The organism is Streptomyces litmocidini (genome assembly GCF_014649755.1).
GTDB classification, from domain to species: Bacteria; Actinomycetota; Actinomycetes; order Streptomycetales; family Streptomycetaceae; genus Streptomyces; species Streptomyces litmocidini.
Genome location: NZ_BMTQ01000003.1, coordinates 295,030 through 311,042, shown reverse-complemented (window position 1 = coordinate 311,042; position 16,013 = coordinate 295,030). Strand labels below are relative to the sequence as shown.

Below are 16,013 nucleotides of genomic sequence, written 5' to 3'. Positions count from 1 at the left end.
CGCCCCGTGTTCACGGTCAACGAGTACTTCGACGGCTCGGTGAAGTCGATCGCCTTCACGCAGGAGGAGGGCCCGGCGACCATCGGCGTCATGGCCCCGGGCGAGTACGAGTTCGGCACCGGCGCTCCGGAGACCATGCACGTGGTCAGCGGCGCCCTGACGGTCAGGCTGCCCGGCGCCGACGCGTGGAGCACCTTCGCCGCCGGGGACCGCTTCGAGGTCCCCGGGGACAGCAGGTTCCGGCTGACGGTCGCGGTGGAGACCGCCTGCCTCCGCGCATACCGCTGAGCCGCGAGCACCGCTGAGCGACGGCCCGCCCGACGGGTCAGAACAGCGAGTTGTCCCCCCGCAGCCGGCGTCGCAGGAACGTGGCGAAGGTCTGGTCCTCCAGGCAGGTGAGGGACGAGGCGTCCGGCTCGATGTAGGCGACGCGCCACTCCTCGGGGGCACCCTTGGCGGTGAGCCAGCCGAACGCCCGGCCCCCGACCTCTCCCCACTGCAGGAACAGGCCGTCCTCGTCCAGCCGGCGCAGTCCCGCGGTCCCCGGACCGCCCGAGACGGGGAAGATCCGTACGCCGGCGACGACGCCGCCGGGGAACTCCCTCATGATCGCCAGGTAGTCCTCCGGGAGCGCGCCGAACGACTCGCCCACCTGGTCGAGCAGCTCCTCCGCGTACTGCCGGACGCCGGGAACGCCGATGCTCCGCACGCGGGTGACGATCTCCTCGACCGCCCCGATGTCACGGTTCGCCAGCACCATGGCCGTCGCACGCTTGTCGTCGGCGACCTTCCAGAAAGAGCCCGCCTCGTACTCCTGGTACGTCTCGAAAGCGGGTGTTCCCTCGGAGCGTCCCGTGACGGCCCGCGCGACGAACTCCGAGGCGGAGAAGGGAAGGTCCAGCCAGAACTGGAAGTCGGTGTCCGTGAGGACGGTCGTCCAGTCCGCGGTGTCGGCGGCGGTGGTGTCCCACAGCAGCACGCCGTCGTTGGCGGTGCGCCCCCAGGGCACCATGCCGTGGGGCCGCGGGTGCAGCGGCAACCAGAGCTCCTGCTCGCGGCTTTCCAGGGCCTCCCTCATGTCCGCGATGCGCAGCGCGGTGTCCCGCGTGAAGTCCTCCAGGGAGCGCACCGGGACCTCGGTCCCGCCGAGCAGCACGGAAGCCGCGATCACCCCCTGCGGCAGGGCCTGGACCAGCAGCTCGAAGTCCTCGGGGACGATCCGGCCGTACCCCTCTCCCTCCGGCCGCACCGGGGCGTCGAGACCCAGCAGCCGGACGACGTCGAGATGATTCATGTGTTCCTTCCTTGACGGCAACGGCGGTGGGGCGGCGGCCGCGACGCCGCTCACCCCACCGCCTCTTCTGCGCCGTTTCAGCCCCTCGGGGGCCTCACGGCTTCAGTGGTTCCGGGGCCCGTCAGTCGTGGACTCCGGAGGGTATCAGCCGGGAAAACGCCCCCGATGAACTCGAGACGTACATGTGCACGCCGATCGGGTTCACATAGCCCGGGGCGTACACCGGGATGGACTGGTAGTAGACCTTCTCGCCGAGCTTGAGACGCCTTTCGATCTCGTACTCGACGGTCCGCATGCCCTCCTTCTGGTTCTGGTACATGGTCGTCGGGACGATGTTCTCCCGGTAGTGGCTGCCACCGAACTCACGGGCGATGAGGTGGGCCCGGTTCCAGTCGTCGGCCTCGTCCTGGAGGTCCCAGCCGCGCGGGTTCTGTGGCCCCGTGTTGTCGAGGCCGGCCGGCTGGGAGGGGTCCAGACAGGCGAATCCGCCGGTGGCGCGGCCCTGCGTGTCCACCGGGGTGTTCCACACGAGGCTCGGTCCGGACGAGTTCTGGCACTTCCGGCTCTCCTCACCGGCGCCGTCGATCGCCTTGCGCTGGGGGGAGTTGTCCTCCTCGGCCGAGGTCGCCAGGCGCGCGAACAACCGGACCAGGTCGGAGACCGCCTTCCCGGTGTGGAAGCCCTGCGGGCCACTGCCGGGCGGCGTGGGAGCCGCTCCTGGCGAGGGGGACGGCGTGGGCGCCGTGCTGGTCCCGCTGGAGGCGCTGGACGAGGTCGCCTCTTCCGCGGTCGGAATCATCTGGCTGATCGCCGTTGCCGCGTCCGAGAGGTTCTTCTGTCCTTCGGGCGTGGCCGCGTACAGGGCCGTGACCAGAGCCGCACCGGCCCACCAGATGGCCGGGATCGCGAAGGCGAAGTGGCCGTCCAGCTCGACGAAGCTGGTGGGGTTGCCGCCGGCGAACGCGTAGCGGTTGCCGGTGAACGGGTCCGCGCCGAGGTTCATGTCGGCCAGGGCGCCGTTGTACATGTCCCGGGTGGTGAAGCGGTTGAGCCCCGGGCTGTAGTCCCGGAAGCCCATGTCGTACGTGCCCGACTGGGCGTCCCAGCGCTTCGCGTTGAAGCGGTAGGGGTTGTACTCCTGCTTCGTCGGATCCGTGGCGTCCGGCTTGTCGATGCCCGTGAACTCCGACCGGTCGTCGGAGCCGTAGGCGGTGTAGCCGTACGTCGCCTTGGTGTCGCCGTTCCTGTCGGTCAGCGTCTCGACGTCACTGTGCGAGTTGTAGCCGTAGAAGCCGTCCTCGCCGGTGCCGTCGGTGTTGTGCTTGACCTGGGACAGCCGCTCGCCCCAGGGGCTGTACTGGTACGACTTGGTGAGCTGTCCGGCGACCTCTTCGCTCAGCACCTCGCTGGACAGGCCGAGGTAGTGGAAGTCGGTCTTCTTGCCGTCGGCCGTCTTCGAGGCGGTGCGGTCGAGCGGGTCGAAGGTGTACGTCGTCGACTTCATCACGCCGGTTCCGTCCCGCTTCTGGGACTCCACGACGTGGTCGAAGCCGTCGTACACGCTCCTCTCGATGACCTGGCCGCCCGAGGTGACGGACTCCTGCCGTCCGAAGGGGTCGTAGTTGTAGGTGGCCGCCGAGCCCCCGGTGGTGGCCCGGAGCAGGCGGTTGCGGTCGTACTCGTAGGCGGTGGTGACGTTCTTGACCGTTTGCGAGATGACGTTGGCGTTGTCGTCGTGGACGTACTTCTCGGTGCCCGCGCCGGTGCCGGTCTTGACCGACTCGGTGAGGCGGCCCGCCGGGTCGTAGGTGTAGTCGGTGGTCGAGTCGAGGTACGCCGCGTGATCGTCGGCGTTCATCTTCTTCGCGACGTCCCGCGCCTTGTTGCCGTTCAGGTCGTAGGCGTAGGTGTGCGAGGAGACGAGCGTCCCGGAGCCCTTCTTCTCCGTGGTCGACCTCAGATCACCGCCGAGGAGGTAGGTGTGGTCGACGGTGTTGCCGTTGGCCTTGGTCTCCTTGAGCCGCTGGCCGCGGTCGTTGAACGTGAACGACGTGACCTTCGGCGACGCGTCCGTGGCGGACTTGCCGACCGAGATCGACTTGACCAGCTCGCGCAGGTCGTAGGTGTACTTCGAGAACTGGTCGGGGTGCGTGACCGTGTCGGCCTGACCGTTGGCGTCGTACGTGTACGACGTGACCTTCTTCTCCTGGCCCGCGAGGGCCTCGGTCACCTTCTGGACCTTGTTCAGGCCGGTGTAGGCGATCGTGTAGGCGTCGATGCCGGCGCCGGAGGAGGTGTCGTCGATCGACGTCACGTTGCCGTTGACGTCGTAGCCGTAGGTGAAGGTCCGCTTCTCGGTGTCCGTCTCGCCGGACGTGTCCCGGACCAGCTTGACCGCGTCGGCGACGGCGGTGCCCGAAGTGCCCTGCTCGAGCTTGATCTTGGCGTCGTTGCCCTGCTTCAGGCTGTAGGAGCCGAGCGTCACCCAGGTGCCGGTGCCGGCCGTCTGGTCCTTGTCGACCGACGGGTGGGTCGTCGTCCCCTGGGACAGCGTGTACTTCGCCGCCGTGGCCGCGCCCGTGACCCGCGGGTACTTCACGTACGCGGTGTACGTGCCGTCCTTCGGGATGTTGAGCGTCCAGGTGAAGGCGTCGGTGCCCGCACCGGACGCGTGGGTGCGGTGGTCGTAGCCCTGCTGACCGGCGAGGTCGCCGGCCGCCCAGGTGCCGGTGGCGGAGGTGTGCTGGGTGTCGGAGTTGTCGACGAGCACGACCGACCTGCCGACCGGCACGCCGTCGTCCGACTTGGACTTCAGCTTGCCGTCGGGGTAGTACGACTGCGTCATGGTGCGGTCCGAGGAACCGCCCGCCGACGTGAGGGTACGGGCCTTCTGCAGCCCGAGCTCGGTGTAGTCGTACGTCGTGGTGATGTCCCACGGGTCGGTGGACTTTTTCGTCCAGCCGTTGTCGTAGTACTCCATGACGCTGTCGTTGCGCACCGTCTGGCCCTGCGACGGCGGCAGCGACTGCCGCTCCACCCGGCCCACCGCGTCGTACACGGTCTGCGTGTAGACGTTCGGGTCGTTGTGCTCGGGGCTGTTCGGGTCGTAGGGCTGGTACTGCTTGACCGGACGGTTCAGCGCGTCGTACTCGGTGCGCGAGGCGAAGTCGTCCGCGGTGGCCGTCGCGGTGCCCTTCGGCGTGATCACCTTGGTGGTGTTGCCGGTCTGGTCGTACTCGTACCTGGTGACGCGGAACGTGGTCCCGTCGTAGGGGACCTTGACCTCGGTCTGCTTGCCCCGCTCGTCGTAGGTGTAGGTCGTGGTGCTGTTCCCGGGGTCCGTGGACGTGAGGACCAGGGAGTCCTTGTCGTAGGTGCGCGAACTGACCTTGCCCGCCGGGTCCGTGGAGCTGATGAGCCGGTGGTTCAGGTCGTACGCCATCGTGGACGTGTAGTCCGTGGTGTCCGGGGTGGCGTTCTTCTTCGGGTCGACGACCTTGACGGCGTTGCCGACGTTGTCGAACTCGTAGGAGATCTTGTCACCGGCCGCGTTGACCGCCGAGGTGAGCTGGTAGATCTCGTCGTAGTGGTTGGTGGTGACGTAGTCGGTGGCGTCCGACGTCGTCAGCGAGCCCTTCGGCTCGGTGACGGTCCGCAGGTTGCCGACCTTGTCGTAGGTGTAGGACGTCTTCCGTTCGGGCGACGTCGGCGTGTCCTTCGGGGCCGTGGCCGAGACGAGCTGGTCCGCGACGTCGTAGACGGCGGTCGAGACCGCCCCGTTCGGCGCCGTCGACGTGGTGACGTTGTCGTTGGCGTCGTAGACCGGTGCGGGGGTGGTGATGAACACTCCCGCGTCCTGGTCCTTCGGGACCGTGTTCTCCTTCGGACGTCCGAAGGCGTCGTAGGTCTGCGTGGTCTTCTTGCCGAGCGCGTCGGTGACCTCGGTGACCTGGCCGCGCACGTCGTAGACGAAGGACGTCGTCTTCCCCAGGGCGTCGGTGATCTTCGCCGGGTAACCCGTGGGGCCGAAGTCGCTCGTCGTCGACGGGTTGCCGTTGGGGTCGGTGGCCTTGGTGAGCTGGCCGTAGGAGTTGTACTCGTACGAGGTGGTGTAGTCACCGGCCGTGGTGGTGGCGACGCCCTTCGGGTCGGTGACCGTCTTCAGGTTGCCGAAGGAGTCGTACCCGAACTGCCACGTGCGGCCCTCCGGAGAGGTCTTGGTGGCGAGGTCGACGGAGTAGCCGTCCAGACGGGTCAGGTACGTGTAGCGGGCCGAGTTCGCCGGGTACGTGCCCGGGGCGCAGTCGCCCGGGGGCGGGACGCCGGACTTGTTGCTCTCCGCGTCGCGCTTCCAGAGCGGGTAGCCCGTCTTCTGGTCGTAACAGTAGGCGGTCTTGGCCCCGTTGGCCTCCTCCAGGTACGTGACGTTGTTGTCCGCGTCCCAGCTCAGCTTCGTGGTCTGGGACTTGGCGTTCGTCGTCTGGACCGAGCGGCCGAAGTCGTCCGACACGTAGTCGGTGGCGTGCGACTCCGAGTCGGTCACCTTGGTGTCGACGAACTTGGGGTTCCCGGCGTCGACCGCGTAGCCGAAGGTGGTGACACCCTTCAGACGCTCGGTGATCGTCTTGGTCCACCAGTGGTACTTCGGGTCGTCACCGGCCTGCGGCGAGAAGTACGTCATGGTGGTGGCGTTGCCGCGCGGGTCGGTGATCTTGACCAGCTTGACGTTCTTGTTGCCCTGGGTGGCGTCGTACTCGAAGCCGAAGACCTTCGGCTGGCTGGAACCGGCACCGTCGGTGAGCTTGGTGAGCAGGCCCTTGTCGGAGTACTCGAAGGTGAACGTGCGACCCGAGATCTCCGTCATCGACTTGATGTGGTCGATGATCTTCGGGTTGTTGCCGTCGGCCTTGGAGTAGTACTCGACCGTCAGCGACTGGCGGCCTGCCGGGTCGGTGATGTACTTGAGGAACTTGGTCGGCTTGTTGTTCGACTTCCGCTCTTCGTACGTGTACGTCTGGGTGTTGCCGTTCTTCTCGACCAGCGACGTCAGGTAGCCGTCGCAGCCGAACAGGAAGCGGCTGCCGTCAGGACGGGTCATCGTCCAGGCGTCCGGGACCGGGTCCTTCAGCGGGGTGCAGTCCAGACCCGCCTTGGCGGCCAGCTTGTAGTGGACGCCGGCCGGCGCCTTCCAGGAGCTCGTGGCCGAGTCCCAGCGGAAGACGTGGGTGGTGCCGTCGCCGTCGGGAAGACGGATCTCGGTCGGGTTCGGCTTGGGATGGAACTCCAGCGGCGCGCCGAGCCGGATCGGGCCCGACGCCTGGAAGGACCAGCCGGAGCCGGAGACCGTGTCGGAGGTGTCCTGGCTGTTGTACGCGAAGCGGGCGAAGGTCGTGACGCCGCGGCCCGGGTTGGTGAACGCGTTGTACTGCCAGACGCTGTTGCCGGACGCCAGGTTGTTCATGACCGTCGAACCGGCGCCGGTGTTCTTGCCCGTGTAGGAGTAGAACTTCTCCATGCCGAGCTGGTTGGAGGTGGGGTCCTCCACCGCCACGTTCTGCGCGAGACCCGGGATGCCGGAGGTGCCGGAGGTCCAGGTGCCGGTGGTCTTGTTGTAGACGTCCCAGGTCAGGACGTAGTCGGTGCGCTTGTTGCCGTTGTCCGAGTTGATCGGGGTCTTGACCTGCGCCTGGAGGCCGACCGAGGCGCCCGGGGCGACGTTCGACGGAAGCGCCGTCCGGACCTGGTTGCCGCCGGTGGTGACGTCCGTGCCGTCGGGCAGCGTCCACTTGTAGGTCAGGACGTTGTCGGCCGAGGTCCACGTCGACGCGGTGGTGTTGGTGAGGGTGAAGTCGACCGTGTAGTCGCTGTTCGGGGTCATGCGCGCCGGGGTCTGCGGCGCGTAGTACGTCGAGTCGGTGGTGGAGTCGATGTACGTGACCACGATCCTGGGCGCGAGCCTGGGTTCGGTGCCCTCGGAGGACAGGAACAGGGTGCGCTCCTGTGAGGCGGCCTCGTCGGCCGTCTTCAGGACGACGCCCTTCTGGGAGGCCGGGGTGCTCACCCAGGACTGCGCCAGCGAGGTGACGTTCCAGTCGTGGCGCGCCGGGTCGTTGGTCATCGCGCCGGTGTCGGAGACGGAGGCGCCGAAGTCGCCGCCCGCCGTCGTCCAGTTCGTGGCCGTGTCCGCCTTGATCCAGGTGGCGGTGGCCTCGTCGAAGTCGCGCGTCAGCGGCCGCAGTTCGTAGACCGCGCCGGTGGTGTCCTGGGCGGTCTGCGTGGACCACAGACGCACGTTGGCGTCCAGGACCCGGGCCGTGGCCGGGATGCCGAGCGCCGGGAACTTCAGCAGGGCGCGGGTGTCGCCGTAGGTGGCGGAGTTGTTGCCGACGCTCAGCCAGTTCTTCGGGCCGCCGTCGTCGAGGGTGTCGTGCGCGGTGGTCGTCCGGAGCGAGGACAGGGTGGTGTCCTGCGTGGCGGGGAACACCTTCGTCGTGCGGCCGGCCTTGGGCAGGCGTACGAGCTGGGTGGGGGCGGCGACGACCTGCCCGTCCTTCGTCCTGACCGCGACCATGTAGTAGTACGCGCGGCCGAACGGATCGGCGTCGTCGGCCTTCGTCGGCGTCGCGGAGGTGTCCGTGAACGACGTCGTGCCGGGCGCGACCGGCGCGACGAGCGTGGCGGCCGAGGGGGTGAAGGCCTGGCTGACGGAGCGGTGGACCTGGTACTCGACGAGGTCGTCGCCGGTGGCGACGGGGTCCTTGTCCTGGTACGTGGACCAGTTCAGCTCGGCGCCGGTGTCGTGGATCGTGGTCGGGGCGGAGAGGTCGACGCCCTGACGGCCGAAGGTGAGGACGAGGCGAGGGTAGTGGGCGGTCTCGCCGCCGTATCCGAACTCGCTGCCCTCGTAGCGCGGACCGCCCTTGGGGCCGTTCGCGGACTCGTCACCGGCCTTGATCACGAAACCGTTGTTGACGTTCGTGCCGTCGATCCAGGACTGCACGGTCTTGGTGACGGGGAAGGTGTGCCAGGCGTTCAGCTCACCGGGCTGCTTGGTGACCACACCGCCCTTGGTGAACCGCACCGCGTCGGCGATGACGGACGTGGCCGTCGACGCCGGGCCGTCACCGAGAACGATCTTGCCGAGCGTGCCCGCCTTGAACGGGTGCGCGCCCAGCGTCTTCCACACACCGGTCGTGCCGGCCTGCTGGTTGACGCTGTAAGCCTTCGAACCGCCGTCGTAGGTGACGGTGTACGGGACGTTCGTGGCACGGTCCGGGGCCGGGACGTAGTGCGTCTCGACCTGGTACGTGCCGTCCTCGGGAAGACTCGGCTGCCACGTGTACGTGTCACCCGCGACCGAATCCTTGTTGTACATGTACGTCTGGTTCACCGCGTACTGCGTGTACGCCGTGTTCCCCGACGCCGGCCAGGCACCCACGGCCGCCGTACGGCCCGCCTCGCCGTTGTCCACCACGACCGCCGTACCCGACAGCTCACCGGTGAGCGCGTTGGCACTGTTCCAGGTCGCCGTGGACTCGGTCCACGCCTGGGTGGCGCGGTGCGCCTCCAGCTGGACCTCGGTGTCACCGGTCGTGTGGGTCTGGTCGAAGTACATCTTCAGATCGGCGGAATCGAGCTTCGTGCCCGCCGGGATGCTGCTGACCGGGAACCGGATCAGGGCGCGCGACGCACCCGTGGAGGTATTGCCGACCGACAGGCGCCAGTTGTCGTCGTAGTTCGTCGTCGGACCGTCCGACGAGATCATCACGTCCTGCGCCGTCGTGGGCGTCGGCGCGATCGAGATCGTCGGGTCGATGGTGACCGGGTACTGCCGCTCGGGCGCGGCCAGCCACTTCGCGTCCGGCGTGACGGTGAGCTCCCAGCCCTGGCCGGCCCGCGTCAGCTTCTGCCGCACGGCCGAGCTGTAGCCGGAACCGTACGGTGCCCTGGCGTCCTTCCGCGCGTCCGTCATGAACGCCGCGGGGATGACCAGGACCGGGTCCGCGCCCTCACCGTAGAAGGAGACCGAGCCGTCCTTGTTCTGCCTCGGCGACAGCCCGCCCGCGTCGAGGGTGAACGTGAAGGACACCGGACCGGACGGCTTCGCGCCCAGGACGATGTTCTCCTTCACCCGGCCGGGCCCCACCACGTACGACAGGTCCGCACCGGACACCGCGTCCTTGTACGTGACCGTGTCGCCCTCGGCGACCGGCGCGAGCTTCCCCGCACCCTTCAGTCCGAGCGTCACCGTGTGACCGGCGGCCTGGAAACGCAGCAACCGCTCCGCATCCGAACCGAACCAACTGCTCGCCGCGTTCGTCGTGTTGGAGAAGGCGAAACCCTCGGCACCGGACGGCACGACCGTCGGGTCGACGTCCTTCCAGGACGTGCCCGCCCGGTACCCGGTCGGCACGGCCGACACCTCGGCCTGCACCCGGCCGTCGGACAGCTGCCAGTACCGGGCGTTCGCCGTCCGCCTCCCGGTCAGCTCGGCGACACGCTTCGCCTTCGGCGCGGCCTTGCCCTTCGGCAACTTCTCCCGGCTCGGCAGGACCGGATCACCGCCGGTCTGCGGAATCTCGGCCCCGTCGCCGTCCTCGGAATCCGAGAACCAGCCGTCGAAGAAGCCGCCTTTACCCTCTCTTTCCCCGTCTGAAACCGGCGCTGCGTAAGCAGCCTGTGGCAACATGGTTCCGGCCATTGCCGAAACCACGAGGCAGGCTATTGCCCGCCCGTATTTCACTTTCACGCCATCCCCTTCATCGGCGCCCGTCCCGCACGGGGCGGGACAGGCGCACCGACACGCCGGCGCGGGGCACTCCGTCGCCGGTCGCGATCGTTCCGAGCTCGACCGGGGTACCTCAGGGCATGACGAATCAGGTCGCCTTCCGGGCAGGGGAAGGCGACCTCGCCAGAGGTGCGCCGATCATGACGGGGGGATTCTTCAACATGAAGTTGATGCCACGTCAACTGGACGCGCATTTAGAACATTTCACCGCGCGGGCAAATTGAGAAAGACTGATCGAAAAGGTCATCTCAGGGCCCCGTGTGCAGCTGAGGACGAACACGGCACTCAACAAAGGCCACTCCGGCCGTCCATCGTGATGATGGATGCCGAAGCCGCCCATCGGCAGCTCGCGCGTGCGGCTGGGACCTGGGACGAAGTGCGGCTGATCGCGGACGGCTTCGAGCGCGTGTACGTCGAGTCGGCGTGGTGCGGCGGGCCGCGCGCCGGCCTCGGCGACGTCGACGGCGAACCGCACCACTTCCAGGGCGACGACCGGCGTCCGACCAGGTGGGGCCACCGTCGATCATCGGGTGCTGTGTGGACAACCGATGATCGCGCGGCGACCTCGGACGCCGGCGTAGTGTCCACGCGCCGGCAGGAAGCGTTCGACGGCCTGATGAGTGGATCGCGGGCCGGTCCGCCCGAGTCGAACCCCAACTCCGGAGGCGGCGGTTGGCCTCCGGGCTGACGTCGGACCTGCCGCGCGAGAACGGTTGGACCTGGCCGAACACGTCGGTGACGCCACTCCGGACGGCGTGCTGCACCTGCTCCACCGTGCGAAATGGGACACCGACGCGACCCGGGACGACATACGTGCCTGCCCACGTGGTCGAGCACCTGCACGACACAGAGGCCGTGCTCGCGGTTGAGGAGGCGGGCGATCTCAGAAGCCCGGGAGAGGTCGAGCGGGCGTCATCGAGGCGGTGAGGGATCTTCTCGTGCAGCCGGCCCTAGGACCGCCTTTCGGACCGGCCCCGAGCGAGACGCTCGTGGGGGATCCTCTCCCCGGCCTCGACCGCGACGGGCAGCCGGTTCTCGGCCGGCGGCAGCGGGCAGGTCGCGAAGTCGGTGTAGGCGCAGGGCAGGTTGGTCGCGCGGTTGAAGTCGAGCACGACCGAGCCGTCGGGCCCCGGGGCCGCCACCGTCAGGTCGCGGTTGGCCGCGTACGTGGTGACGCCCGAGGTCCCGTCGGTGAACAGCACCGTGAGGGTGCCCGGCGCGTGCCCGTTGAAGGCCGTCAGGCTCAACTCCTCTCCGTCCAGACGGAAGACGACGCGGCCGGGGGCGTCGTACACGTGCCGGAGCCCTTCGACGGAGGCGCCGACCGTGGTCGGTCGCGGCTCGTCGAAGGCCTCGTACCGGCCCTCGACCACCCAGCGCGGATCGGGCTCGTACGCGGGCGTGCCGGCGAAGGCGACCCGCAGCGGGTGGCCGGGGTGGCGCGGCCGGACCACGTCGTGGCCACCGCGCTTGGCGACCTCGATCACGGCGTCGCCCCAGACGGCGTCGACGCCGCCGCGCTCCGGGATGACGCCGAAGAGGTGGCGGCCCCGCACCACCGAGCCGTCGACGACGAGTTCGGTGCCCTCGTCGAGTTCCACGACGACGCCTTCGGGCCCTGTCGCCCAGGTCCCGGGCACGCCGGGGAACGCCTGGGGCTCGTCGGAGAGCCAGTGGAGGCCGGTGATCGCGAGGAAGCCGTGTTCCGAGGCGAGCCGGGCGTCCTTGTCCCGGTGCCAGGCCTCCCACTCCTCGGCGAAGGCCTCCGGATCGTATGCGGACGCGGACGTGTCACGGACGCTCATGCTTCTCCTCCTGCGGTGGGGGACGGGGTGGTGGGCGCGGTCGCGTGTCCGTCGCCGGGGCCGCGCCGGGCCCGAGGGCGTCGGCGGGGACGGGCGGAGGGAACGGAGCGCGGGGCAGGACGAGGCCGTCAGCAGGCGCCCGGGAGCCGTCGGGGCGAGCGCGTCGGTGTCCGGACGCCGGGTCGGGGCCTCGGTGTCAGCGGAAACACGCCATGGTCGTGACGCGCACGTAGTCCACGTGCCGGCGCGTCACGAGAAGGCTCATGGGTTCAGGAAAACACAACTCCGTCGCGCGGCGCCAGTGATGAGCGCCCGCATCCGACGGTGCGGGCACGGCGGACGGCGTCGGCCCGGATCCGGGCCGACGCCGTCCGCCGTGCCGGAGCCGAGGCGTCCGATGTGCTTCAGGCGAGCTGCTCGGCCAGTCCGACGAGGATGCCCTCGGGGCCGCGGAGGTAGCAGAGCCGGTAGACGTCCTCGTACCGGACCACCTCGCCGACGAGTTCGCCGCCGTGGGCGCGCAGGCGGGTGACGGTGTCGTCGATGTCGTCGACGGCGAACATGACGCGCCGGATGCCCAGCGTGTTCGCCGGCGCGTCCCGCGTCCCGGCGTCGACCGCTTCCGGCGCGTGGAACTTCGCCAGCTCGATCCGGCCGTGACCGTCCGGGGTCCGCAGCATGGCGATCTCCTGCCGGGAACCGTCGATCCCGATGACACGGTCCACCCACTGTCCCTCGACGGGCATCCTGCCTTCCGGTTCCATGCCGAGCTCGACGAAGAACGCCACGACGGCGTCGAGGTCCTCGACCACGATGAGGACGTTGTCCATCCGCTGGATCGTCATGCTGGGTCTCCTGGCATCTCGTGACACACGGACAAGGTCGTACGGTGGCGGCGGGCGGAACCCGCGGACTCGCCCCGCCGGACGATCGTCGCCGTCGAGCGGCGCCGGACGGGCAGGCGCGCCGCCGGACCGCCCGACTCCCCATGTGCGAAAAGACGTTCCGGATGTGAACGCGTGTCTGGTTCGCCTGGGGCGTGGGGTGTGGCGTACAACCGGTGACCACCCCGTCCACCGACGTACGCGGTCATCCGATCCACCCAGCCTGGAGTCACACAGATGCGTTTCGGTCTGCTCGGCCCCCTCACGGCGCAGGACGCCGCCGGCCCTCTCGTCATAGGCAGCGCGAAGGTCCGGCTCCTCCTCGGCATCCTGCTCCTGAAACGCGGCCAGGTGGTCTCCTCCGACGAGCTCAAGGCCGCCCTGTGGGGCACGGACCTGCCCGCCACGGCCTCCAGCTCCCTGCACAACCACGTGACGCGCCTGCGCAGGGCCCTCGGCCCCGAGGGCGCCGGCCGCCTCCGCTCGGTGCCGCCCGGATACCTCCTGGACGTGGACCGCGGCGCCCTCGACAGCGACCGGCACGAGGACCTCCTCGCCGCCGCCCGCAGCGCACGCCTCCGCGAGGACTGGGAGACCGTGCGACGGGCGTGCGCGACGGCGCTCGGGCTCTGGCGGGGAAGCCCCCTCGCGGACCTGCCCGGCCTCGGCGACGACCTGCCGTACGGCCCCGGCCTCCAGGCCCTCGACGAGGCGAGGCTCGTCGCCCTGGAGTGGCGCTGCGAGGCCGACCTGCGGCTCGGCCGGTACGACGGCCTGGCCGCGGAACTGTACGCGCTCACCGAACAGCACCCCCTGCGCGAGGGGTTCCACCGCCACCTCATGGTGGCCCTGCACCGCACCGACCGCCAGGCGGAGGCCCTGGCGGTCTTCCACCGGCTCCGCAAGATCCTGGCGGACGAGCTGGGCGTCTCGCCCGGCCGCGCCGTGCAGGAGGCGCTGACGGACATCCTGCGGGGCCACACCGAGATCCCGCGACGGACCCCGGCGTCCCCGCCCGGCGCCGCACCGGCGCCCGGGAACGGCCCCGCGACGCCCGCCGGACCCCATATCCCGGCCCAGCTCCCTCCGGTCTCGCGCTACTTCTCGGGGCGACGGACGGCCCTCGCGCGGCTCGACGGCCTCCTCGAGGACGCCCGGGGGCACGCGGGCACGGGCCCGATCGTCATCTCCGGCCCCGGCGGCGTCGGCAAGACGACCCTCGCGGTCCACTGGGCACACCGCGTCCGCGCGGAGTTCCCCGACGGCCAGCTCCATCTGAACCTGCGCGGCTTCGCCCCGGACGGATCCGCCGTCACACCGGACAGCGCCCTGCGCGGCCTCCTGGAAGGCCTGGGCGTGCCGCACGCACGCGTCCCCGCCTCCCGGGAGGCCAGGACCGCCCTCTACCGCACGCTGACGGACGGCCGCCGCTACCTGATCCTGCTGGACAACGCCCGCGACGCCGAGCACGTGCGGCCGCTGCTCACCGGGTCCGCGACCAGCCTCACCGTCGTGACCAGCAGGGACCAGCTCCTCGGCCTCGTCGCCGTCGAGGACGCCCAGCCCGTGGCACTCGACGTGCTGTCGCGCGACGAGGCGCGGGAACTCCTCACGGCGCGCGTCGGACGCGCCCGCGTCACGGCCGACCCCCGAGCCGTCGACGAGGTCGTCGAACTGACCGCGCGCCTCCCCCTGGCCCTGGCCGTCGTGGGAGCCCGGGCGGCGGTCACCCCCGCCCTCGGCATGACCCGGCTCGTCGAACGACTGCGCCGCGCCCGCGGCCTCGACGCCTTCACCGGCAGCGACGCCCGCAGCGACGTCCGGGCGGTGCTCTCCTGGTCGTACGAGACGCTGAGCACCGACGCCGCACGCCTCTTCCGGCTGCTCGCCGTCCACCCCGGGCCCGGGATCACCGCCGCCGTGGCGGGCAGCCTCTCGGCGCTCCCGGCGTCCCGGGTGCACGCCCTGCTGACCGAGCTGGCCGAGGCCAACCTCGTCGCCGAGGGCGAGGACGGCAGATACGCCTTCCACGACCTCCTGCGCGCCTACGCGGTGGAACTCGGCGAACAGGCCGACCCCGGCACGAGCCGCGGAACCGCCCTGAGGCGCGTGACCGAGCACTACCTCCACACCGCGCAGCGGGGCGCGCTGCTCATGGACCCCCAGCTGGCGCCCGTGGACCCGCCCCTGGCGGCGGCGGGACGGGGCGTGCGTCCCGAGCGCCTCGCGGACGTCGGAGAGGCCCGGGAGTGGTTCACCGGCGAACACGCGGCCCTCGTGGAGACCGTCGTCCGGGCCGGTGCGGCCGGCCTCGACCTGGAGTGCTGGCAGCTGGCCTACGTGCTGAAGACGTACCTCAACTGGGGCGGCCACTGGGCGGACGCGGCGGCCGTCCAGACGGCCGCGCTGGAGGCGGCGGAGCGCATGGACGACCCGGCCGCCCGGGCACGGGCCCACCGGAGTCTGGCCGCGGCCCTGCGCTGGGGCTCCCGGGACGCCGAGGCCGGGGCGCATCTGGACCGGGCCCTCGAACTGTTCACCGCCGAGGGGAACCTGCTCGGCCAGGCCGACGTCCACCTCGACCTCGCGGGCCGCCACGAACAGCAGGACCGTCCCGAGGAGGCGCTGCACCACAACGAGCGGGCCCTCGGGCTCTTCCGGGAGGCCGGCCACCGGAGCGGAGAGGCCAAGGCCCTCAACAACGTGGGCTATTTCCACGCGCTCCTCGGCGACCACGCCGAGGCGCTGGCCATGTGCGACGCGGCCCGCCGGGTCTTCGAGGAGCTCGGGGACCGGCGCAGCCTGGCCCTCACCTGGGACAGCCTGGGCGTCGTGCACCAGGAGACGGGTGACCTGGAGCGGGCGGCGCACTGCTTCCGGCTCGCGGCGGAGGGCCTGCGCGAGGTCGGCTCGCCGTACCACGAGGCCGTCTCGCTCGACCACCTCGGCGACGCCGAGTCGGCGGCCGGGCGGCCGGAGCGCGCCGGGGAGGCGTGGCAGCGGGCCTGGGAACTGCTCGACGGGCTCCGGCACGACGACGCGGAGGCGGTCCGGCTCAAGCTGAGGCGGTGACCGGCGGAGCGCAGCGCGGTGCCGTCGGGATCCAGCGGCCGCCGACCGCCCCGATCCGGGCCGTCACCGGGCAGTGCTCGATCCCCCGCCGCGTCCCCGCCCCGTCACGTGCCGCTTCCCCACGCGTGCCGCCGCCCCCTCGCCGGGGCCCGTCCGCACGAGCCCGTCAC

At 70.3% G+C, this 16,013-nt stretch carries 7 protein-coding genes and 1 pseudogene; 4 read left to right on the top strand and 4 right to left on the bottom strand.

Annotated features, from left to right (window positions below; genetic code table 11):
* The first annotated feature begins 6 nt into the window (after window positions 1–6).
* Window positions 7–288, top strand: a complete 282-nt coding sequence (gene ppnP / locus IE180_RS07940) for a pyrimidine/purine nucleoside phosphorylase (protein WP_190156057.1) — start codon at window positions 7–9, stop codon at window positions 286–288.
* Window positions 289–325: 37 nt separating this feature from the next.
* Here ppnP and IE180_RS07935 read toward each other — a convergent pair whose 3' ends face one another.
* Together IE180_RS07935 and IE180_RS07930 are read right to left on the bottom strand one after the other, a co-directional pair.
* The gene (locus IE180_RS07935) at window positions 326–1,294 is read right to left on the bottom strand and encodes a hypothetical protein (RefSeq protein WP_190156056.1); all 969 of its coding nucleotides are present in this window, start codon (window positions 1,292–1,294) and stop codon (window positions 326–328) included.
* Window positions 1,295–1,415: 121 nt separating this feature from the next.
* Complete coding sequence (locus IE180_RS07930) at window positions 1,416–9,995, bottom strand: golvesin C-terminal-like domain-containing protein (protein ID WP_190156055.1); 8,580 nt, start codon at window positions 9,993–9,995, stop codon at window positions 1,416–1,418.
* A 167-nt stretch (window positions 9,996–10,162) separates the two neighbouring features.
* On the opposite strand from IE180_RS07930, the gene IE180_RS07925 reads away from it, so the two are divergent.
* The gene (locus IE180_RS07925) at window positions 10,163–10,306 is read left to right on the top strand and encodes a hypothetical protein (RefSeq protein WP_190156054.1); all 144 of its coding nucleotides are present in this window, start codon (window positions 10,163–10,165) and stop codon (window positions 10,304–10,306) included.
* Window positions 10,307–10,698: 392 nt separating this feature from the next.
* Window positions 10,699–10,970: pseudogene (locus tag IE180_RS36260) on the top strand (IS701 family transposase); the annotation flags it as partial.
* Between the two features lie 62 nt (window positions 10,971–11,032).
* Here the strand turns inward: IE180_RS36260 and IE180_RS07915 are convergent.
* A complete protein-coding gene (locus IE180_RS07915) occupies window positions 11,033–11,887 on the bottom strand; it encodes a DUF1684 domain-containing protein (RefSeq protein ID WP_190156052.1) in 855 nt (284 codons plus the stop codon).
* 404 nt (window positions 11,888–12,291) lie between these two features.
* Window positions 12,292–12,732: a VOC family protein gene (locus IE180_RS07910; RefSeq protein WP_190156051.1), complete on the bottom strand. Its 441-nt coding sequence runs from the start codon at window positions 12,730–12,732 to the stop codon at window positions 12,292–12,294.
* A gap of 276 nt (window positions 12,733–13,008) precedes the next feature.
* Between IE180_RS07910 and IE180_RS07905 the strand changes: the two genes are divergently transcribed.
* On the top strand, window positions 13,009–15,843 hold the full coding sequence (locus IE180_RS07905; protein WP_190156050.1) for an AfsR/SARP family transcriptional regulator: 2,835 nt from the start codon (window positions 13,009–13,011) through the stop codon (window positions 15,841–15,843).
* The last annotated feature ends 170 nt before the right edge of the window (window positions 15,844–16,013 follow it).